The organism is Pseudomonas sp. ok266, assembly GCF_900110195.1.
Classification (GTDB): Bacteria; Pseudomonadota; Gammaproteobacteria; order Pseudomonadales; family Pseudomonadaceae; genus Aquipseudomonas; species Aquipseudomonas neuropathica.
This window is the reverse complement of the sequence record NZ_FOCU01000011.1, coordinates 224,255-246,607: the sequence shown is the minus strand read 5'-3', so window position 1 is coordinate 246,607 and position 22,353 is coordinate 224,255. Positions and strand designations below refer to the sequence as shown.

At 59.9% G+C, this 22,353-nt stretch carries 16 protein-coding genes; 10 read left to right on the top strand and 6 right to left on the bottom strand.

What is annotated here, in order from left to right; genetic code table 11:
• Positions 1-228 precede the first annotated feature (228 nt).
• Positions 229-510, top strand: a complete 282-nt coding sequence (locus BMY54_RS21500) for an HU family DNA-binding protein (protein ID WP_003221909.1) — start codon at positions 229-231, stop codon at positions 508-510.
• Positions 511-709: 199 nt separating this feature from the next.
• Here BMY54_RS21500 and rlmF read toward each other — a convergent pair whose 3' ends face one another.
• The 5 genes from rlmF to BMY54_RS21470 all read right to left on the bottom strand — a co-directional run bounded on the left by rlmF (position 710) and on the right by BMY54_RS21470 (position 7,435).
• Positions 710-1,729, bottom strand: coding sequence for a 23S rRNA (adenine(1618)-N(6))-methyltransferase RlmF (gene rlmF, locus BMY54_RS21495; RefSeq protein WP_093436942.1), 1,020 nt, complete (start codon positions 1,727-1,729; stop codon positions 710-712).
• A 268-nt stretch (positions 1,730-1,997) separates the two neighbouring features.
• Positions 1,998-4,844: a valine--tRNA ligase gene (locus BMY54_RS21485; RefSeq protein ID WP_093436932.1), complete on the bottom strand. Its 2,847-nt coding sequence runs from the start codon at positions 4,842-4,844 to the stop codon at positions 1,998-2,000.
• Positions 4,845-5,042: 198 nt separating this feature from the next.
• On the bottom strand, positions 5,043-5,450 hold the full coding sequence (locus BMY54_RS21480; protein WP_093436927.1) for a DNA polymerase III subunit chi: 408 nt from the start codon (positions 5,448-5,450) through the stop codon (positions 5,043-5,045).
• 8 nt (positions 5,451-5,458) lie between these two features.
• Positions 5,459-5,887, bottom strand: coding sequence for a DNA polymerase III subunit chi (locus tag BMY54_RS21475; protein ID WP_007909049.1), 429 nt, complete (start codon positions 5,885-5,887; stop codon positions 5,459-5,461).
• A 57-nt stretch (positions 5,888-5,944) separates the two neighbouring features.
• Complete coding sequence (locus tag BMY54_RS21470; protein WP_093436923.1) at positions 5,945-7,435, bottom strand: leucyl aminopeptidase; 1,491 nt, start codon at positions 7,433-7,435, stop codon at positions 5,945-5,947.
• A gap of 576 nt (positions 7,436-8,011) precedes the next feature.
• Between BMY54_RS21470 and lptF the strand changes: the two genes are divergently transcribed.
• The 8 genes from lptF (at position 8,012) to pdxJ (ending at position 16,583) form a co-directional block, all read left to right on the top strand.
• On the top strand, positions 8,012-9,133 hold the full coding sequence (gene lptF / locus BMY54_RS21465; RefSeq protein WP_093436918.1) for an LPS export ABC transporter permease LptF: 1,122 nt from the start codon (positions 8,012-8,014) through the stop codon (positions 9,131-9,133).
• The gene (lptG, locus tag BMY54_RS21460; RefSeq protein ID WP_093436914.1) at positions 9,126-10,187 is read left to right on the top strand and encodes an LPS export ABC transporter permease LptG; all 1,062 of its coding nucleotides are present in this window, start codon (positions 9,126-9,128) and stop codon (positions 10,185-10,187) included. Before lptF ends, lptG begins: the two co-directional genes overlap by 8 nt.
• Before the next feature lie 173 nt (positions 10,188-10,360).
• Positions 10,361-12,160: a translation elongation factor 4 gene (gene lepA, locus BMY54_RS21455; RefSeq protein WP_008083639.1), complete on the top strand. Its 1,800-nt coding sequence runs from the start codon at positions 10,361-10,363 to the stop codon at positions 12,158-12,160.
• Between the two features lie 5 nt (positions 12,161-12,165).
• Entirely contained in the window at positions 12,166-13,020 is an 855-nt protein-coding gene (gene lepB, locus BMY54_RS21450; protein ID WP_093436909.1) for a signal peptidase I, read from the top strand.
• Between the two features lie 169 nt (positions 13,021-13,189).
• On the top strand, positions 13,190-13,879 hold the full coding sequence (gene rnc / locus BMY54_RS21445) for a ribonuclease III (RefSeq protein WP_093436904.1): 690 nt from the start codon (positions 13,190-13,192) through the stop codon (positions 13,877-13,879).
• Positions 13,872-14,774, top strand: coding sequence for a GTPase Era (era, locus tag BMY54_RS21440; RefSeq protein WP_007909024.1), 903 nt, complete (start codon positions 13,872-13,874; stop codon positions 14,772-14,774). Before rnc ends, era begins: the two co-directional genes overlap by 8 nt.
• A 168-nt stretch (positions 14,775-14,942) precedes the next feature.
• A complete protein-coding gene (gene recO, locus BMY54_RS21435; RefSeq protein ID WP_093436899.1) occupies positions 14,943-15,632 on the top strand; it encodes a DNA repair protein RecO in 690 nt (229 codons plus the stop codon).
• Between the two features lie 207 nt (positions 15,633-15,839).
• On the top strand, positions 15,840-16,583 hold the full coding sequence (pdxJ, locus tag BMY54_RS21430; RefSeq protein WP_093436895.1) for a pyridoxine 5'-phosphate synthase: 744 nt from the start codon (positions 15,840-15,842) through the stop codon (positions 16,581-16,583).
• Positions 16,584-16,707: 124 nt separating this feature from the next.
• Here the strand turns inward: pdxJ and mltF are convergent, their stop codons facing one another.
• Entirely contained in the window at positions 16,708-18,168 is a 1,461-nt protein-coding gene (gene mltF / locus BMY54_RS21425) for a membrane-bound lytic murein transglycosylase MltF (RefSeq protein ID WP_093436891.1), read from the bottom strand.
• Between the two features lie 285 nt (positions 18,169-18,453).
• Between mltF and purL the strand changes: the two genes are divergently transcribed.
• Complete coding sequence (purL, locus tag BMY54_RS21420) at positions 18,454-22,350, top strand: phosphoribosylformylglycinamidine synthase (RefSeq protein ID WP_093436887.1); 3,897 nt, start codon at positions 18,454-18,456, stop codon at positions 22,348-22,350.
• The last annotated feature ends 3 nt before the right edge of the window (positions 22,351-22,353 follow it).

The window sequence follows — 22,353 nt, the reverse complement described above, 5'->3', positions numbered from 1 at the left end:
TAGAGGCGGATATTTCCCCGTCTCTGTGCTAGTTTTGCCCGGTCTTACGCGAAGTCACTGCGTTAAGCGTGCAATCAGCATTTGTCAGGTCGAACCAAACCCTGATTTCGGTATCTATAACCCGACTCGTCGTGGTTATCGCCGAGGGTGCCAGATCCAGAAGATCGGGCTCGATGGCTGACACTGCACTCTGCAATCCATATGAATTTGATAGGGAAGGAACACTACATGGCTCTTACTAAAGACCAACTGATCGCCGACATCGCTGAAGCTATCGACGCGCCGAAAACCACCGCGCGTAACGCTCTGGACCAACTGGGCCAAATCGTTGCCGATCAGCTGGAAAACGGCGGCGAAATCACCTTGCCAGGTATCGGCAAGCTGAAAGTGACCGAGCGTCCTGCCCGCACTGGCCGTAACCCTTCGACTGGCGCTGCCATCGAAATCCCTGCTAAGAAAGTGATCAAGCTGGTTGTGGCCAAAGGCCTGACCGACGCTGTGAACAAGTAAGACGCAGCGATAAAAAACCGTGCACCGGAGTGATCCGGGCACGGTTTTTTTGTGCCTGCGATTTGGCAAGCACTTAGATCCCATGTGGGAGCGAGCTTGCTCGCGAAGGCAGTGTGTCAGTCAGAGTTGAATTGACTGATGCTCCCCATTCGCGAGCAAGCTCGCTCCCACAATTGATTTGTGTCCGGCGATGCGGTGTTTAGCGAACCCAGCGCTCGCGGCGCCAGATCTGCTGCTCGGACTTGGTCTGGAAGGTCCAGGCCACAAAGCGGCTCTGCTTCTGGCCCTGAGACATCTCGACGACCTGGCTTTCCAGCACGCCGGCTTTTTTCAGTGCGGTTTCGATGGCCGGCAAGTTCGAAGCTTTCGACACCAGCGTACTGAACCACAGCACCTTATGCTGGAAGTTGGCGCTCTCGGCGATCAGTTGCGTCACGAAACGCGCCTCGCCACCTTCACACCACAACTCCGCCGACTGACCGCCGAAGTTCAGCACCGGCAGTTTGCGTTTCGGGTCAGCCTTGCCCAATGCGCGCCATTTGCGCTCGCTGCCCTTGGTCGCTTCGTCCATTGAGGCGTGGAACGGCGGGTTGCACATGGTCAGGTCAAAGCGCTCGCCCGGCTCCAGCAGACCGATCAGGATGTGCTTGCGGTTTTCCTGCTGGCGCAGCTGGATGACTTTGTTCAGGTCGTTGGACTGAACGATGGCTCTGGCGGCCGCCACAGCAGTCGGATCAATCTCCGAGCCGAGGAAGTGCCAGCGGTATTCGCTGTTACCGATCAGCGGATACACGCAGTTGGCGCCCATGCCGATGTCCAGCACGTTGACGATCGCGCCGCGCGGGACCTTGCCGTCGTTCATGCTCGCCAGCAAATCGGCGAGGAAGTGCACGTAATCGGCACGGCCTGGAACTGGCGGGCAGAGGTAGTCTGCCGGGATGTCCCAATGCTGGATGCCATAGAACGACTTGAGCAGCGCCCGGTTGAACACGCGCACCGCATCGGGGCTGGCGAAGTCGATGCTTTCCTTGCCGTACGGGTTGGTGATCACGAACTTCGCCAGTTCCGGAGTGGTTTTGATCAGCGCCGGGAAGTCGTAACGACCCTGGTGGCGATTGCGCGGGTGCAGGCTGGCCTTTTCACGCGGCTCGACGGTCTTGGCCGGGGTCGCGGTGTCAGGCTTCTTGCGCGCAGGTTTGGGTGTGCGGGGGGCGTTCATGGGCGTGGTCGATTCGGGTATGGCTGAAAGTGGCGGGTATTGTCCCACATCCAGCCGCTGCGAACTCAATATCAGCAACACCACCGATCTCTGTGGGAGCGAGCTTGCTCGCGAAAGCGTCCTCTCAGTCAACATCACTTTCGCCTGACACGGCCTCTTCGCGAGCAAGCTCGCTCCCACAGGGATTGGCAGTGGATGAAGGAAAGTAGGCAATAAAAAAGGCGCGTCACCCGATCGGGTGGCGCGCCTTTTTAATGCGATTTACCAGTTACAGACTGGCAATCCGCGCATGTTGCTCGGCCAGTTTGCCCAAGGCTTGTTCAGCCTCGGCCAGTTTGGCGCGTTCCTTCTCGATGACTTCGGCCGGGGCCTTGTCGACGAAACCGGCGTTGGACAATTTGCCACCGACGCGCTGGACTTCGCCCTGCAAACGCAGGATTTCCTTGTCCAGACGCGCCAGTTCAGCGCCCTTGTCGATCAGGCCGGCCATTGGTACCAGCACTTCCATCTCGCCAACCAGTGCGGTGGCGGACAGCGGTGCTTCTTCGCCAGCCTTCAGAACAGTGATCGATTCCAGACGTGCCAGCTTCTTCAGCAGCGCTTCGTTCTCGGTCAGACGGCGCTGGTCTTCAGCGCTGACGTTCTTCAGGTAGATCGGCAATGGCTTGCCAGGGCCGATGTTCATTTCGCCACGGATGTTACGCGTGCCGAGCATCAGTTCCTTGAGCCATTCGATGTCGTCTTCGGCAGCCGGATCGATGCGCTCTTCATTGGCCACTGGCCACGCTTGCAGCATGATCGTCTTGCCCTGAATACCGGCCAGCGGCGCGATGCGCTGCCAGATTTCTTCAGTGATGAATGGCATGAACGGATGCGCAAGACGCAGCGCCACTTCCAGTACGCGAACCAGCGTACGGCGAGTGCCGCGCTGACGCTCAACCGGCGCGTTCTCGTCCCACAGCACGGGCTTGGACAGTTCCAGGTACCAGTCGCAGTACTGGTTCCAGATGAATTCGTACAGCGCTTGCGCGGCGAGGTCGAACCGGAACTGATCGAGTTGACGGGTCACTTCGGCTTCGGTGCGTTGCAGCTGCGAGATGATCCAGCGATCCGCCAGCGACAGCTCGTAGGCTTCGCCGTTCTGGCCGCAGTCTTCGCCCTTGTCCAGAACATAGCGCGCGGCGTTCCAGATCTTGTTGCAGAAGTTGCGATAGCCTTCAACGCGGCCCATGTCGAACTTGATGTCGCGACCGGTCGAGGCCAGCGAGCAGAAGGTGAAGCGCAGGGCGTCGGTGCCGTAGCTGGCGATGCCGTCGGCGAACTCGTCGCGGGTCTGCTTCTCGATCTTCTTCGCCAGTTTCGGCTGCATCAGGCCGGAGGTGCGCTTCTGCACCAGTTCTTCCAGCTCGATACCGTCGATGATGTCCAGCGGGTCAAGGACGTTGCCCTTGGACTTGGACATCTTCTGGCCCTGGCCATCGCGCACCAGGCCGTGCACGTAAACGGTCTTGAACGGCACTTGCGGGGTGCCGTCCTCGTTTTTGATCAGGTGCATGGTCAGCATGATCATCCGGGCAACCCAGAAGAAAATGATGTCGAAGCCCGTCACCAGTACGTCGGTGGAGTGGAATTTCTTCAGAAACTCGGTCTGCTCAGGCCAGCCGAGGGTGGAGAACGTCCACAGGCCGGAACTGAACCAGGTGTCGAGTACGTCGTTGTCCTGTTGCAGCGCCACGTCCGGGCCGAGGTTGTGCTTGGCACGCACTTCGGCTTCGTCGCGACCGACGTAGACTTTGCCCGACTCGTCGTACCAGGCCGGAATCCGGTGGCCCCACCACAGCTGACGGCTGATGCACCAATCCTGAATGTCGCGCATCCACGAGAAGTACATGTTTTCGTATTGTTTCGGCACGAACTGGATACGGCCGTCTTCAACAGCGGCAATCGCAGGCTCGGCCAAAGGCTTGGTCGATACGTACCACTGGTCGGTCAGCCACGGCTCGATGATGGTGCCGGAGCGGTCGCCTTTCGGTACTTTCAGGCCGTGGTCGTTGACGCTGACCAGCAGGCCGGCGGCGTCGAACGCAGCAACGATTTGCTTACGCGCTTCAAAACGCTCAAGACCGGCGTACTCAGCTGGAATCGCGCCGTCGATGCTGTCGTTGAGCGTGCCGTCGAGGTTGAACACCTGGGCTGCCGGCAGCACGTTGGCATTCTTGTCGAAGATGTTCAGCAGCGGCAGGTTGTGGCGCTTGCCGACTTCGTAGTCGTTGAAATCGTGGGCCGGGGTGATTTTCACGCAACCGGTGCCGAATTCAGGATCGCAGTAATCGTCGGCGATGATCGGGATGCGGCGGCCAACCAGTGGCAGCTCGACAAACTTGCCGATCAGAGCCTGGTAGCGCTCATCGTTCGGGTTCACCGCAACGGCGGAGTCGCCGAGCATGGTTTCCGGACGGGTGGTCGCGACGATCAGGAAATCGTTGCCATCAGCGGTTTTCGCGCCATCGGCCAGCGGGTACTTGAGGTTCCACAGGAAGCCTTTCTCGTCGTGGTTTTCCACTTCGAGGTCGGAAATCGCCGTGTGCAGTTTGGTGTCCCAGTTGACCAGACGCTTGCCGCGGTAGATCAGGCCGTCTTCGTGCAGGCGCACGAAGGCTTCTTTGACCGCTTCCGAGAGACCGTCGTCCATGGTGAAGCGCTCGCGGCTCCAGTCGACGGACGAGCCGAGGCGGCGGATCTGACGGCTGATGTTGCCGCCGGATTGATCCTTCCACTCCCAGACCTTCTCGAGGAATTTCTCGCGGCCCAGATCGTGACGATTCTGGCCGGTGGCTTCCAGTTGACGCTCCACCAGCATTTGCGTAGCGATGCCGGCGTGGTCGGTGCCCGGCTGCCACAGGGTATTGCGACCCTGCATGCGGCGGAAACGGATCAGGGCGTCCATGATCGCGTTGTTGAAACCGTGACCCATGTGCAGGCTGCCGGTGACGTTCGGCGGCGGGATCATGATGGTGTAGGAGTCGCCCGCGCCTTGCGGGGCGAAGTAGTTCTCGGACTCCCAGGTGTTGTACCAGGAAGTTTCAATGGCGTGCGGCTGGTAGGTCTTATCCATGCGCGGCGGGACCCTATTGGCATTAATTCAGGAAAAGCCGACGAGTATAGCGGGGCATGGGGCCGAGGGCGAGCGGGGCGGGCCCTGAGGGGATCTAAATGTAGGAGTGAGCCTGCTCGCGATGCAGGCGCTGCGGTTTTTCAGGTAAACCGAGGTGCTGCTATCGCCAGCAGGCTGGCTCCCACAGGGGTTGGGGGGTTATTCGTATTGGCTGAGCAGCCGTTCCATGCGTGCATCGAGCCGGCGCTTGATTTCGGTTTCGATGTGCGGTGCGAAGTCATCGATCACGTCTTGCATGATCAATTGCGCGGCGGCGCGCAGTTCGCTGTCCAGGTGGAGCAGGGCGTCCGGGCCTTTATTCGCGGGGGGCGCAGGTTGCGCGGCCGGCGCCGGAGTTGGAGCGGGTTGCGGTTCGACTGCGACTGCGACTGCGGCCGGTTCGGCGCCGACAGAGTCAAACAACATCGGAATCTGTTCCTGTTCGCCATCGTCGACCGTGTCGGTCAGCAGCGGTGGTTGCAGGTTGTCATCGCCGAGCAACTGGCGGATCGATTCAAGATCATCCAACAGGTGCGCGGACTTTTGTTGCGGTTTCGGAGTGTCCATTGGAATGCTCAGAGTCGCTGTAAACGGTGGTCTTGCAGAGGATAGCCCTGTTCGCGGTAGAAACGGAAACTCTCCCGCGCGGCCGCCCGAATTGTCGGATCTTCCACCACCACTTCCGCCACACGGGCGAATTTGCTGGCGAAGGCCGGGACTTTCAGGTCGAGGTTGACCAGCAAATCCTGGTGCTGACCGCAGTCATCACCCAATCCCAACACAATCAAACCGTCCGGTTCGCTGTCAGCCGGGCCATGCGGCACGAAGGTTTCGCCCTTGAATGCCCACAAGCGCGCATCGAGATCGTCGCGCTGAGCGGCATCGCTGCAATGCAGGTAGATGCGATGGCCCATGCGCCAGGCTTTCTCGGTGAGCTTGCAGGCAAAGTCCAGGCGCGCCGAAGGGTCAGCGCTGGGCAGGATATAGAAGTCGACTTTGGTCATTGCGGTTCCAGAGCAGCAAGCGGCGTCACCGGAAAGTGACGCCGCTTGTCAGCGGGTTCAGGCTTTGGCGCGATCCAGCAGGTACTGGGTCAACAGGGGCACCGGACGACCGGTTGCGCCTTTGTCCTTGCCGCCGCTGGTCCATGCGGTGCCGGCGATGTCCAGGTGCGCCCAGTTGAGGTTCTTGGTGAAGCGCGACAGGAAGCACGCAGCAGTGATGGTGCCGGCTTTCGGCCCGCCAATGTTGGCGATGTCGGCGAACGGGCTGTCCAGTTGCTCCTGGTATTCGTCGAACAGCGGCAATTGCCAGGCGCGGTCGTCGGCAGTCTGGCCAGCGCTCAACAGTTGGCTGATCAGTTCGTCGTTGTTGCCCAGCAGGCCCGAGGTGTGTGCGCCCAGTGCCACGACGCAAGCGCCGGTCAGGGTGGCGATGTCGATCACCGCTTGCGGCTTGAAACGCTCGGAGTAGGTCAGCGCATCGCACAGCACCAGACGGCCTTCGGCGTCGGTGTTGAGGATTTCCACGGTCTGGCCGCTCATGGTGGTGACGATGTCGCCCGGACGCGAGGCATTGCCGCTCGGCATGTTTTCCGCGCAGGCGAGGATGCACACCAGGTTGATTGGCAGTTTCAGCTCAAGCACGGCACGCAGGGTACCGAACACGGAGGCTGCGCCGCCCATGTCGTACTTCATTTCGTCCATGCCGGCACCCGGTTTCAGGCTGATGCCGCCGGTGTCGAAGGTGATGCCTTTACCAACCAGTGCGTACGGCTTCTCGGATTTCTTGCCGCCGTTGTATTGCATGACGATCAGGCGCGGCGGTTGCTCGCTGCCCTGGCCGACGGCGTAGAACGAGCCCATGCCCAGGGCTTTGATCTTCTTCTCGTCGAGGACTTCGACTTTCAGATCCTTGAACTCTTTGCCCAGGTTCTTGGCTTGTTCGCCGAGGAAAGTCGGGTGGCAGATGTTCGGCGGCAGGTTGCCCAGATCGCGGGTGAAGGCCATGCCGTTGGCGATCGCAGTAGCGTGATTCACCGCGCGCTGCACTTCGGCCTGAGCAGCCTTGATGGTCAGCAGGGTGATTTTCTTCAGGGCGCGCGGTTCGGCTTTCTGGCTCTTGAACTGGTCGAAGGTGTATTCGCCATCAACCAGGGTTTCTGCCAGCAGACGGGTTTTACCGTAGCTGTCGCGGTTTTTGACAATGATTTCATCCAGTGCCAACACGGCGTCGCTGCCGCCCAGACCTTTCAGGGTGTTGAGAATGCCGGCAACGATTTTACGGAATGGACGGTCGCCCAGTTCCTCATCCTTGCCCACGCCGACCAGCAACACGCGCTCGGCTTTCAGGTTCGGCAGGCTGTGCAGCAGCAGGCTTTGACCGACTTTACCAGCCAGATCGCCACGCTTGAGGACGGCGCTGATCGCGCCACCGCTCAGTTCGTCGACCTGTTTGGCGGCGACACCGAGTTTGCGGCCTTCGCCGACGGCAACCACCAGGGTGGCGGTTTTCAACGTTTCTGGGCTAACGCTTTTTACAACCAGTTCCATGTCCGGATCCCTGAATGAATGGTCAACACGCAGGCGTTCGACGGTGTCCGCAGTCGCCTGCTTATAGAGAGAAGAGGCGCAGGCCAAAGCCTGCGACAAGGGCCGCAGTTTGAACCCCGCTCCCCGCGCCTGACAACCCTAGGGGGCGTTCTCAATTAGTTTTCACACCGCGTTGTCGCCTTAAAGCCAGCCAGGCAAGGCGCAGGCCGCTGGGAATGGTTGTTCCCTTTCCAAGGCCTGCAACGCAGACTGGCCGGCTTTAAGGCACAACCCGAAGGGCCGGGCCTGCTGCTGTGCAGGGCTGCGTTGCTCGAAGCTTATTTGGAATGACCAAACCACGCTTCTCGCGCCTTGCCCAGCACAACAGCAGACCCGGCGCGGTGTGAAAACTAATTGAGAAAGCCCCCTAGGTTGTACGATCTGCAAAGGATTACAGACATGGATGAGTGTGCGCAGTGACAGGCGCCCTCAATCACAGGATAATGCCGCATCTTTTTTCGACGGCTCTGCGTTGCGGGCCGGTCGATGTGTTTGCTTGTTTGGCCGCCTTAGCCTGACAACCCTGGAGTGTCTGGTTTGATCGTCTTCCGTTATCTGTCCCGCGAAGTCCTGTTGACCCTCAGCGCCGTGAGTGCCGTGCTGCTGGTCATCATCATGAGCGGTCGTTTCATCAAATACCTCGCTCAGGCCGCTGCCGGCCAGCTCGATCCGGGCTCGCTGTTCCTGATCATGGGCTTTCGTCTGCCGGGGTTCCTGCAACTGATTCTGCCGCTGGGCCTGTTCCTCGGGATCCTGCTGGCGTACGGTCGCCTGTACCTGGAAAGCGAGATGACGGTGCTTTCGGCCACCGGCATGAGCCAGCAGAAGCTGTTTCGCATGACGCTGTTCCCGGCGACGCTGGTGGCACTGGTGGTGGCATGGCTGAGCCTGGGCCTGGCCCCGCAAGGCGCCAATCAATTCCAGTTGCTGCTGAACAAGCAAGACGCCCTGACCGAATTCGACACCCTCGAGCCGGGTCGCTTTCAGGCCCTGCGTGATGGCACTCGGGTCACCTATACCGAGACCCTGAGCGACGATCGCGTCAATCTGGGCAGCGTATTCATTTCGCAGAAAAACCTCGGTGCCGATCAAAAGGATCGCGGGATTTCCGTGCTGGTGGCCGAAAGCGGTCGCCAGGAAGTGCGCCCCGACGGCAACCGCTATCTGATCCTCGATAACGGCTACCGCTACGACGGCAGCCCGGGTCAGGCCGATTACCGCGCCATTCACTACGAAACCTACGGTGTGCTGCTGCCCAAGCCAGACGTCAGCGAAGAAGTCACCGACCGTGACGCCATGCCGACCTCGTCTCTGCTGGGCAGCGATGACATCCGCTCCAAAACCGAACTGCAATGGCGTGTGTCCCTGCCGCTACTGGTGTTTATCGTGACCCTGATGGCGGTGCCGCTGTCGCGAGTCAATCCGCGCCAAGGGCGTTTCCTCAAGCTGCTGCCGGCGATTCTTCTTTATATGGCTTACCTGACCATTCTGATTGCCGCCCGCGGCGCCCTTGAAAAAGGCAAGATTCCGCCAGCCCTGGGCCTGTGGTGGGTGCATGCGATCTTCCTGTTCATCGGTCTCGGTTTGCTCTATTGGGAGCCGCTGCGTCTGAAGATGGCCAGCCGTCGCGCTGCAGCGCTGGAGGTGGCCCGTGGTTAAACTCGACCGCTACATCGGCAGCAGCGTGTTCATGGCGATCATTGCCGTGCTGGCAATCATTCTCGGTCTGGCAACCTTGTTCGCCTTCATCGATGAGATGGGCGACGTCAGCGACACCTACACCCTCGTCGATGTCCTCAGCTTTGTGTTGCTGACCGCGCCACGCCGTCTCTACGAAATGCTGCCGATGGCGGCGTTGATCGGTTGCCTGATCGGCCTCGGCAGTCTGGCCAGTAGCAGTGAGCTGACCGTCATGCGCGCCGCTGGCGTGTCCATCGGCCGTATCGTGTGGGCTGTAATGAAGCCCATGCTGGTGCTGATGCTGGCTGGCGTGCTGATCGGCGAATACGTTGCTCCGGCAACCGAGAGCATGGCCCAGGCCAATCGCTCGCTGGCGCAGGGCAGCGGCGACGCGCAAAGTGCCAAGCACGGTATGTGGCACCGTCAGGGTGAAGAATTCATCCACATCAACGCCGTGCAACCCAACGGCCTGCTGTATGGCGTGACCCGTTATCACTTCGACAAAGAGCGTCACCTGCTGAGTTCGAGTTTCGCCAAGAAGGCCGAGTTCGACGGCAACAAGTGGCAGCTCACCGACGTTGCCACCACGCTGTTCCATGAACGCAGCACCGAAGTCGTCAATACCCCGAGCGAGCAATGGGACGTGGCGTTGAGCCCGCAATTGCTCAGCACCGTGGTCATGGCACCGGAATCGCTGTCGATCAGTGGTTTGTGGGGCTACATCCACTATCTGTCCGAGCAGGGCCTGAGCAACGGCCGCTACTGGCTGGCATTTTGGGTCAAGGTGTTGCAGCCGCTGGTGACCGCAGCACTGGTGCTGATGGCGATCTCCTTCATTTTCGGTCCGCTGCGCTCGGTAACCCTCGGTCAGCGGGTGTTTACCGGCGTGCTGGTGGGCTTCACCTTCCGTATCGTCCAGGATTTGCTCGGCCCGTCGAGCCTGGTGTTCGGTTTCTCGCCGCTGTTTGCGGTGCTGGTGCCGGCCGGGGTCTGTGCGCTGGCGGGTGTCTGGCTGCTGCGAAGAGCCGGTTGATGACAGGCGATTGACCTGTGTTTTAAACCTCGAAAACGCCTCGGTCGACAGATCGGGGCGTTTTTGCATGCAATCCGGGTGACAGGCGAACGTGACGCTTGCGCCGTGTATCAGGTACAATTCCCGGCTATTTTTCGGCGGGCCATGCCTGCAGCCTTTTTGAGTGTTGATCCGTGAGTGATTTGAGTCATATCCGCAATTTCTCCATCATCGCCCACATTGACCATGGCAAGTCGACGCTGGCCGATCGCTTCATCCAGATGTGCGGCGGCCTGGCCGAGCGTGAAATGGAAGCCCAGGTGCTGGACTCCATGGACCTGGAACGTGAACGCGGGATCACCATCAAGGCCCACAGCGTCACCCTGTATTACACCGCCAAAGACGGCATCAAGTACCAGCTGAACTTCATCGACACCCCGGGCCACGTCGACTTCACCTACGAAGTCAGCCGTTCCCTGGCTGCGTGTGAGGGTGCCTTGCTGGTGGTCGATGCCGGTCAGGGCGTTGAAGCTCAGTCCGTAGCCAACTGCTACACCGCGATCGAGCAGGGCCTTGAAGTCATGCCGGTGCTGAACAAGATCGACCTGCCGCAGGCTGATCCTGATCGCGTAAAAGACGAAATCGAGAAAATCATCGGCATCGATGCCACCGACGCCGTCACCTGCAGCGCCAAAACCGGTCTGGGTGTCGACGAAGTACTCGAGCGCCTGGTGCATACCATTCCTGCGCCGACCGGCAACATTGAAGATCCGCTGCAAGCGTTGATCATCGACTCGTGGTTCGACAACTACCTGGGCGTTGTTTCCCTGGTACGTGTACGTCATGGCCGCGTGAAGAAGGGCGACAAGATCCTCGTCAAGTCCACCGGCAAGATCCATCTGGTCGACAGCGTGGGCGTGTTCAACCCTAAACACACCGCCACCACTGATTTGAAAGCCGGCGAAGTGGGCTTCATCATCGCCAGCATCAAGGACATTCACGGTGCACCGGTCGGTGACACCCTGACCCTGGCCTCGACCCCGGACGTTGAAGTGCTGCCCGGCTTCAAACGCATCCAGCCACAGGTTTACGCCGGTCTGTTCCCGGTCAGTTCCGACGACTTCGAGGACTTCCGCGAAGCGCTGCAGAAGCTGACCCTCAACGACTCGTCGTTGCAGTACACCCCGGAAAGCTCCGACGCACTGGGCTTCGGCTTCCGTTGCGGCTTCCTTGGCATGTTGCACATGGAAATCATCCAGGAGCGCCTCGAGCGCGAGTACGACCTGGACCTGATCACCACTGCGCCAACGGTAATTTTCGAGCTGGTGCTGAAAACCGGTGAAACGATTTACGTCGACAACCCATCCAAGCTACCGGATGTGTCGTCGATCGAAGACATGCGCGAGCCGATCGTGCGGGCCAACATTCTGGTGCCGCAAGAACACTTGGGCAACGTCATCACCCTGTGCATCGAGAAGCGTGGCGTTCAAGTCGACATGCTGTTCCTCGGCAATCAGGTGCAGGTCACCTACGACCTGCCGATGAACGAAGTGGTCCTGGACTTCTTCGACCGTCTCAAATCCACCAGCCGCGGCTATGCTTCGCTGGATTACCATTTCGATCGTTACCAATCGGCTAATCTGGTGAAACTGGACGTGCTGATCAACGGCGACAAGGTCGATGCCCTGGCGTTGATCGTGCACCGTGACAACTCGCACTACAAAGGTCGCCAGTTGACCGAGAAGATGAAAGAACTGATTCCTCGTCAGATGTTCGACGTAGCCATTCAGGCCGCCATTGGTGGTCAGATCGTTGCCCGGACAACCGTCAAGGCGCTCAGAAAGAACGTATTGGCCAAATGCTACGGCGGTGACGTCAGCCGTAAGAAGAAACTGCTCGAGAAGCAAAAGGCCGGTAAGAAACGCATGAAGCAGGTCGGCAACGTGGAAATTCCACAAGAAGCCTTCCTCGCAGTGCTCAGGTTGGATAGTTAGGTCCTATGTCACTAAATTTCCCGCTGTTGCTGGTCATCGCCGTGTTCGTCTGCGGCCTGTTGGCGTTGCTTGATCTGTTGATCCTGGCGCCGCGTCGGCGTGCTGCCATTGCCTCCTATCAAGGCAGTGTCAGCCAGCCTGATGTAGTGGTCGTTGAAAAACTGAACAAAGAGCCGCTGCTGGTCGAATACGGCAAGTCGTTTTTTCCGGTGTTGTTCATCGTGCTGGTGCTGCGCTCGTTCCTTGTGGAACCGTTTCAGATCCCTTCGGGCTCCATGAAACCCACCCTGGACGTCGGCGACTTCATTCTGGTGAACAAGTTTTCTTACGGGATCCGTCTGCCGGTGATCGACAAGAAAATCATCGAAGTGGGTGATCCGCAGCGCGGTGATGTGATGGTGTTCCGCTATCCAAGTGATCCGAACGTCAATTACATCAAGCGTGTAGTCGGGCTGCCGGGCGATACGGTGCGTTACACCGCCGACAAGCGTCTGTTCATCAATGGCGAGTCGGTGGCCGAACAGTTGGTCGGCCCGGAGCCAGGCATGCTCGGCAGCGCCGAGTTCTACAAAGAAAAGCTCGGCGCTGCCGAACACCTGATCCGCAAGGAAATGAGCCGTTACCGCGCCACGCCGGACCATACCTGGACCGTGCCGGCCGGGCACTACTTCATGATGGGCGACAACCGCGACAACTCGAACGACAGTCGCTACTGGGATGATCCGAACATTCCCAAGGATCTGCTGGGCATGGTTCCAGACCAGAATATCGTCGGCAAGGCCTTCGCGGTCTGGATGAGCTGGCCGGAATCAAAACTCAGTCACCTGCCGAATTTTTCGCGGGTTGGCCTGATCAAGTAATTACACACGGCGCTGTTGACCACAGCGCCGAATGCATTTCTGGAGCCGGCACAATCGGCTTCGCAATCGCCAGGATTTAATTTTTGAACACAGCGTTAATTGTCCCAGGCCTGCGCCGCATCCCGGCGATGGCAGTGGAATTCAGCCACGAACTCAGCGTGGGTAAACCGTGAGCGTTTCTCTAAGCCGTCTCGAGCGCCAGCTCGGTTACACCTTCAAGGATCAGGAGCTGATGCTGCTGGCCCTGACGCACCGAAGTTTTGCCGGGCGCAACAACGAGCGTCTGGAATTCCTCGGCGATGCCATCCTCAATTTTGTCGCCGGCGAGGCACTGTTCGATCGCTTCCCGCTGGCCCGCGAAGGCCAGTTGTCGCGTTTGCGCGCACGCCTGGTAAAAGGTGAGACGCTGGCCGTACTGGCTCGCGGTTTCGACCTTGGCGATTACCTGCGACTGGGTTCCGGTGAGTTGAAAAGCGGCGGTTTCCGTCGCGAATCGATTCTGGCCGATGCCCTCGAAGCCTTGATCGGCGCGATCTACCTTGACGCCGGCATGGACATGGCGCGCGAGCGCGTGCTGGCCTGGCTGGCCGGCGAGTTCGAAGGCCTGACGCTGGTCGATACCAACAAGGATCCGAAGACCCGCCTGCAGGAACACCTGCAATCGCGAGGTTGTGAACTGCCACGCTACGAAGTGGTTGATATCCAGGGCGAGCCGCACTGCCGAACCTTCTTCGTCGAGTGCGAAGTTGTCTTACTGAATGAAAAAAGCCGAGGTCAGGGTGTAAGCCGTCGTATTGCCGAACAGGTAGCGGCCGCCGCAGCACTGATTGCCCTGGGCGTGGAGAATGGCAATGACTGATACAAACGCAACTCGCTGTGGCTATGTTGCCATCGTCGGCCGTCCCAACGTCGGTAAGTCGACGCTGCTGAACCACATCCTTGGCCAGAAGCTCGCGATCACCTCGCGCAAGCCGCAGACCACTCGCCACAACATGCTCGGGATCAAAACCGAAGGTGACGTGCAGGCGATCTACGTCGATACCCCTGGTATGCACAAGGGGGGCGAAAAGGCCCTGAACCGTTACATGAACAAAACCGCTTCGGCAGCGTTGAAAGACGTCGACGTGGTGATCTTCGTCGTTGACCGCACCAAGTGGACCGATGAAGACCAGATGGTGCTGGAACGCGTGCAGTACGTGACCGGCCCGCTGATCGTCGCGCTGAACAAGACCGACCGCATCGAAGACAAAGCCGAGCTGATGCCGCACCTGAGCTGGTTGCAGGAGCAGTTGCCGAACGCGCAGATCATCCCGATCTCCGCGCAGCACGGGCACAACCTCGACGCGCTGGAAAAGGTTATCGCTGATCATCTGCCGGAGAACGATCACTTCTTCCCGGAAGACCAGATCACCGACCGCAGCAGCCGGTTCCTTGCCGCCGAACTGGTACGCGAGAAAATCATGCGCCAGATGGGCGCCGAGCTGCCGTACCAGATCACCGTCGAAATCGAAGAGTTCAAGCAGCAGGGCAAGACCCTGCACATTCATGCTTTGATCCTCGTTGAGCGTGACGGCCAGAAGAAGATCATCATTGGCGACAAGGGCGAGCGTATCAAACGCATCGGCACCGAAGCGCGCAAGGACATGGAGCTGCTGTTCGACTCCAAGATCATGCTCAACCTGTGGGTCAAGGTGAAGGGCGGCTGGTCCGATGACGAGCGTGCGCTGCGTTCGCTGGGTTACGGCGACCTGTAAGTACACGGTTGTCGCAACACCGAAAAAACCTGTGGGAGCGAGCTTGCTCGCGAAGGCGTAGTGCCAGACGACATATTTGTTGACTGACACCCTGCTTTCGCGAGCAAGCTCGCTCCCACATTGGTTTTGGGGTGAATAAAAAACCGCGTTTTTATCAATGAGAGCTCCATGTCGCAAAACCCGCCTCCCGCCCAACCCGCCTACGTCCTGCATTCTCGCGCCTATCGCGAAACCAGTGCGTTGGTGGACTTCCTCACGCCGCAAGGTCGGCTGCGGGCGGTGTTGCGCAGTGCGCGGGGCAAGGCCGGGACATTGGCGCGGCCGTTCGTGGCGCTGGAAGTCGAGTTTCGTGGCAAGGGCGAGCTGAAGAACGTCGGGCGCATGGAGAGCTCTGGCACCTCGGCGTGGCTCAACGGTGAAGCGCTGTTCAGCGGTCTCTATCTCAATGAATTGCTGATTCGCCTGCTGCCTGCCGAAGACCCGCACCCAGGCGTCTTCGATCACTACGCCGCGACCTTGCTGGCATTGGCCGAAGGTCGTCCGCTGGAGCCGTTGCTGCGCTCCTTCGAATGGCGGCTGCTGGACGATCTCGGTTACGGCTTTTCGTTGAATACCGACGTCCATGGCGAACCTGTTGCGCCGGATGGTCTTTATCGTCTGCAAGTGGATGCCGGGCTTGAGCGGGTCTTTCTGCTGCAACCCGGCCTGTTCAACGGCGTCGAATTACTGGCCATGGCCGAAGCCGACTGGACCGCCCCCGGCGCGCTCTCCGCCGCCAAGCGCTTGATGCGTCAGGCACTGGCTGTTCACCTGGGCGGTCGCCCTCTCGTCAGTCGCGAGCTGTTTCGCAAGCCCTAAGGGTCTGTTTACGTCTGGACGCGGCGCAACGGGCGCTGGCTGCGCGCAGGGCCGCGTTGCTCGGAACTCATTTGGCGCAACCAAACTTCGTTCCTCGCGCCTTGCCCTGCACTCAGCCAGCATCCCGTTGCCGCCGCGCCCAGACGTAAACAGACCCTTCACCGTGTATGCTGTGCGCCGAATCTTTTTCTTCAGGAGCGCGCATCCGTGACCACCAGCAATCGCATTCTTCTTGGCGTGAACATCGACCACGTCGCCACCCTGCGTCAGGCTCGTGGCACGCGCTACCCGGATCCGGTCAAGGCGGCGCTGGACGCGGAAGAGGCGGGGGCCGATGGCATCACCGTGCACCTGCGTGAAGACCGTCGGCATATCCAGGAGCGCGATGTTCTGTTGCTCAAGGATGTGCTGCAAACCCGCATGAACTTCGAAATGGGCGTCACCGAAGAAATGATGGCGTTTGCCGAACGCATTCGTCCGGCGCACATTTGCCTCGTCCCGGAAACCCGTCAGGAGCTGACCACTGAAGGTGGCCTGGATGTGGCGGGACAGGAAGAGCGCATCAAGGCAGCGGTTGAACGTCTGTCGAAGATCGGCAGCGAAGTGTCGCTGTTCATCGATGCCGACGAGCGCCAGATCGCAGCGTCGAAGCGTGTCGGTGCGCCGGCCATCGAACTGCACACCGGCCGTTACGCCGATGCCGAAACCCCGACCGAAGTGGCAGAAGAGCTTAAGCGTGTCGCCGATGGCGTGGCGTTTGGTCTGGCCCAAGGCCTGATCGTTAACGCGGGTCACGGCTTGCACTACCACAACGTTGAAGCCGTAGCGGCGATCAAAGGCATCAACGAACTGAACATCGGCCATGCGCTGGTGGCGCATGCGTTGTTCGTGGGCTTCAAGTCTGCGGTAGCGGAAATGAAGGCGCTGATCCTGGCTGCTGCCAAGCCTTAAGCTTCAACTCAAAACCCTTGTAGGAGTGAGCCTGCTCGCGATATCGGTGTGTCAGACAAAATTAATTGACTGACCCACCGCTATCGCGAGCAGGCTCACTCCTACATTTGATTTGGGGTGTTGATTAGAGCGGGGCAGGTTCTTGAGCGGGTTTTGACTTGTCGATACCGGGCACATGCAGATTGCCCTCAGCCACTTGATCACCCTCAAGTTGCGGCTGCGTCACCCAGGTCAAAATGTCGTAGTAGCGACGAATGTTCGCCACAAAGTGCACCGGCTCGCCGCCTCGGGCGTAGCCATAACGCGTCTTGCTGTACCACTGCTTCTGCGACAGGCGCGGCAGGATCTTCTTCACATCCAGCCATTTGTCCGGGTTCAGCCCTTCCTTGGCCGTCAGCTTGCGCGCGTCATCCAGGTGGCCACTGCCGACGTTGTAGGCCGCGAGGGCGAACCAGGTGCGATCCGGCTCCTTGATCGAATCGTCGAGCTGATCCTTCATATAAGCCAGGTACTTGGCGCCGCCCATGATGCTCTGCTTCGGATCGAGGCGGTTGGACACGCCCATTGCCTGTGCCGTGTTCTGGGTCAGCATCATCAGCCCGCGCACGCCGGTCTTCGAGGTAACCGTCGGCTGCCACAGCGATTCCTGATAACCAATGGCCGCCAGCAGACGCCAGTCGACTTTCTCTTTCTTCGCGTAATTCTTGAAGTGCTGTTCGTATTTCGGCAGGCGCTGCTGCAAGTGCTGGGCGAAGGTCGTGGCGCCCATATAGCCGAGAACATCGACGTGGCCGTAATAGCGATCCTTCAAGCGTTGCAGGGTGCCGTTCTTCTGCACCTTGTCCAGATACGCGTTGATCTCGTTGAGCAGACTGTTGTCTTCGCCCGGGCCAACCGCCCAGCTCTGGCTGCGCGCATCACCGAGGTCGAAGGCCACACGAATATTGGTGAAGTACACCTGATTCATCGCCACTTCGTTGGAATCGACCAGGGTCAGGTCGATCTGGCCTTCATCGACCATGCGCAGCAGGTCGACCACTTCAACCGCGTCGGACTCTTCATACTCGATGCCGGGGAATTTCTTTTTCAGCTCCGCCAGTTGCTCGGCGTGGGTGCTGCCCTTGAGCACCATGATCTTCTTGCCGACCAGATCGCCGGGATCGGTCGGCCGCGACTGGCCGTTGCGATAGATGATCTGCGGGGTGACTTCAAGGTAGGAGTGCGAGAACCGCACCTGCTGCTTGCGCTGTTCGCTGCTGACCAGACCGGCGGCGGCCAGCACCGGGCCGTTCGGCTTGCCGATCTGATCGAACAAGTCATCGAGGTTGTCGGCGGTCTCGATCTTCAGCTCTACGCCCAAATCGTCGGCGAAACGCTTCACCAGCTCGTATTCGAAGCCGGTTTCACCGCTGCGATCCTGAAAGTAGGTGGCGGGGCTGTTACGGGTAATCACCCGCAGCACACCATCCTCCTTTACGCGCTCGAGTGTGTTGGGTTTATCAACACAGCCACCAAGCATCAGGAAGAGTCCGGTTGCGATCAGCCATTTGGCGTACCGCGGACGCAAAGCCGTTGGGAAAAACATCTGCGCAGTATACGCAAACGGCTGCGGGCGCCATATCTCGACAGTGCAGGGCGAGTCTGCTAGCGATCACAAAACTGCACGAAACCCCGCAGAAACGGGGCTTGACGGCATTTTGTTACAGTAAAAATAAGCGGCCTCTGAATCGCTGATTTACCTGACTCTGAAGTCGGAAACACAGATTGATACCCGAGTGCAACCGTGCGTAGCGTTTCGGGTGATGTTGAGGGCGGTTTAGGCTAGAATGCACGGCCTCAAAGCACACCCCTTCCCGAGGCTGTCCCGAAGATGTTGATCCTGCGCGGCGCTCCTGCCCTTTCTGCCTTTCGCCACAGCAAACTCCTTGAGCAACTGAGCCAAAAGGTTCCAGCTGTCAGTGGCCTGTATGCTGAATTCGCTCACTTCGCCGAAGTCACCGGCGTCCTGACCGGCGACGAACAGCAGGTGCTTGCGCGCCTTCTGAAGTACGGTCCAAGCGTTCCGGTACAAGAGCCGACCGGCCGTCTGTTTCTGGTGTTGCCGCGTTTCGGCACCATCTCGCCATGGTCGAGCAAGGCCAGCGACATCGCCCGCAACTGCGGCCTGAGCAAGATCCAGCGTCTGGAGCGCGGTATCGCCTTCTACGTCGCCGGTCAGTTCAGCGAAGCTGAAGCGCAGCAGATTGCCGACGTGCTGCATGACCGCATGACCCAGATCGTCCTGGCCAACCTCGAGCAGGCCGCCGGTCTGTTCAGCCACGCCGAGCCGAAGCCGCTGACTGCAATCGACATCCTCGGTGGTGGTCGCGCCGCGCTGGAAAAGGCCAACACCGAGCTGGGCCTGGCTCTGGCCGAAGACGAGATCGACTATCTGGTCGACGCCTTCAATGGCTTGAAGCGCAACCCGCACGACATCGAACTGATGATGTTCGCCCAGGCCAACTCCGAGCACTGCCGCCACAAAATCTTCAACGCCAGTTGGGATATTGATGGTGAGAACCAGGAAAAAAGCCTGTTCGGCATGATCAAGAACACCTACGTGATGCACAGCGAAGGCGTTCTGTCGGCTTATAAGGACAACGCCTCGGTGATCGTCGGCAATGTTGCCGGCCGTTTCTTCCCGAATCCTGAAACCCGCCAGTACGGCGCGGTGCAGGAGCCGGTGCACATCCTGATGAAGGTTGAAACCCACAACCACCCGACCGCAATTGCTCCGTTCCCGGGCGCGTCCACCGGTTCCGGTGGCGAGATCCGCGACGAAGGTGCAACCGGCCGTGGCGCCAAGCCAAAGGCTGGCCTGACCGGTTTCACCGTATCGAACCTGCAGATCCCGGGCTTCGAACAGCCGTGGGAAGTGCCGTACGGCAAGCCTGAGCGCATTGTTACCGCGCTGGACATCATGATCGAAGGCCCGCTCGGCGGCGCTGCGTTCAACAACGAATTCGGCCGTCCGGCCCTGACTGGCTACTTCCGTACCTTCGAACAATCGATCACCACCCCGCATGGTGACGAAGTTCGTGGTTACCACAAGCCGATCATGCTCGCTGGCGGCATGGGCAACATCCGCGAAGAACACGTCAAGAAAGGCGAGATCGTGGTTGGCTCCAAGCTGATCGTCCTCGGCGGCCCGGCGATGCTCATCGGTCTGGGTGGCGGCGCTGCGTCCTCGATGGCCACCGGCACCAGTTCGGCGGATCTCGACTTCGCTTCCGTGCAGCGTGAAAACCCTGAAATGGAGCGTCGCTGCCAGGAAGTCATCGACCGTTGCTGGCAACTGGGCGACAAAAACCCGATCAGCTTCATCCACGACGTGGGCGCGGGCGGTCTGTCCAACGCCTTCCCGGAACTGGTCAACGACGGCGACCGCGGTGGCCGTTTCGAACTGCGCAACATTCCCAACGACGAGCCGGGCATGGCCCCGCACGAAATCTGGTCCAACGAATCCCAGGAACGTTACGTTCTGGCGGTAGGTCCGGAAGACTTCGAGCGCTTCCAGGCGATCTGCGAACGTGAGCGTTGCCCGTTTGCCGTAGTCGGCGAGGCGACTGCCGAGCCGCAACTGACCGTGACCGACAGCCACTTCGGCAACAACCCGGTGGACATGCCACTGGAAGTGTTGCTGGGCAAAGCCCCGCGCATGCACCGTTCGGTGGTTCGCGAGGCAGAACTGGGCGATGACTTCGATCCGTCGAACCTCGACATCAGCGAGTCCATCGAACGCGTTCTGCATCACCCGGCCGTGGCGAGCAAGAGCTTCCTGATCACCATCGGTGACCGCACGATCACCGGCCTCGTGGCCCGTGACCAGATGGTTGGCCCATGGCAGGTTCCGGTGGCCGACGTTGCCGTCACCGCCACCAGCTTCGACGTCTACACCGGTGAAGCGATGGCGATGGGCGAGCGCACTCCGCTGGCTCTGCTGGACGCTCCGGCGTCGGGCCGCATGGCCATCGGCGAAACCCTGACCAACATTGCCGCTTCGCGCATCAACAAGATCTCCGACATCAAACTGTCGGCGAACTGGATGTCGGCGGCCGGCCACCCGGGCGAAGACGCGCGTCTGTACGACACCGTGAAAGCGGTCGGTATGGAACTGTGCCCTGAGCTGGGCATCACCATTCCGGTGGGCAAGGACTCGATGTCCATGGCCACCCGCTGGAACGATAACGGCGAAGAAAAAACCGTGACCTCGCCGATGTCGCTGATCGTAACTGGTTTCGCGCCAGTGGCTGACATCCGTCAGACCCTGACCCCGGAACTGCGCATGGACAAGGGCACCACCGACCTGATCCTGATCGACCTCGGTCGCGGCCAGAACCGTATGGGCGCCTCGATCCTTGCACAGGTTCACGGCAAGCTTGGCAAACACGCGCCGGACGTCGATGACGCCGAAGACCTGAAAGCCTTCTTCGCGGTGATCCAGGGCCTCAACGCCGACGGTCACTTGCTGGCTTACCACGACCGTTCCGACGGTGGTCTGCTGACTTCCGTGGTGGAAATGGCCTTTGCCGGCCACTGCGGTCTGAGCCTGAACCTCGACAGCGTTGCCGAGTCCTCGGCAGAAATCGCTGCGATCCTGTTCAACGAAGAACTGGGCGCCGTGATCCAGGTTCGTCAGGACGCAACGCCAGACATCCTCGCGCAATTCAGCGCGGCCGGTCTGGGCGACTGCGTGTCGGTGATCGGTCAGCCGATCAACAATGGCCAGATCAACATCACCTTCAACGGTGACACCGTGTTCGAAGGCCAGCGTCGTCTGCTGCAACGTCAGTGGGCCGAGACCAGCTACCAGATCCAGCGTCTGCGTGACAACGCCGACTGCGCCGAGCAAGAATTCGACGTGCTGCTGGAAGAAGACAACCCGGGCCTGAGCGTCAAGCTCAGCTACGACGTCAATCAGGACATCGCCGCGCCTTACATCAAGAAAGGCATCCGCCCACAGGTTGCCGTGCTGCGTGAGCAGGGCGTCAACGGTCAGGTGGAAATGGCCGCCGCGTTCGACCGCGCCGGTTTCAACGCGATCGACGTGCACATGAGCGATATTCTGGCCGGCCGTGTCGACCTGAACGAGTTCAAAGGTCTGGTGGCCTGCGGTGGTTTCTCCTACGGCGACGTTCTCGGCGCCGGCGAAGGCTGGGCCAAGTCGGCACTGTTCAACAGCCGCGCCCGCGACGCGTTCCAGGGCTTCTTCGAACGTAACGACAGCTTCACCCTCGGCGTGTGCAACGGTTGCCAGATGATGTCCAACCTGCACGAGCTGATTCCGGGCAGCGAGTTCTGGCCGCACTTCGTGCGTAACCGTTCCGAGCAGTTCGAAGCGCGCGTGGCGATGGTTCAGGTTCAGGAGTCGAACTCGATCTTCCTGCAAGGCATGGCCGGTTCGCGTATGCCGATCGCCATCGCTCACGGTGAAGGTCACGCCGAGTTCTCCAGCGAAGAAGCCCTGCTGGAAGCCGATCTGTCCGGTTGCGTGGCGATGCGTTTCGTCGACAACCATGGCAAGGTCACTGAGCGTTATCCGGCCAACCCGAACGGTTCGCCGCGCGGGATTACCGGTCTCACCAGCCGTGATGGCCGTGTGACGATCATGATGCCGCACCCGGAGCGTGTGTTCCGCGCGGTGCAGAACTCGTGGCGTTCGGAAGACTGGAACGAGGATGCACCCTGGATGCGTATGTTCCGTAATGCTCGTGTCTGGGTTAACTGATCC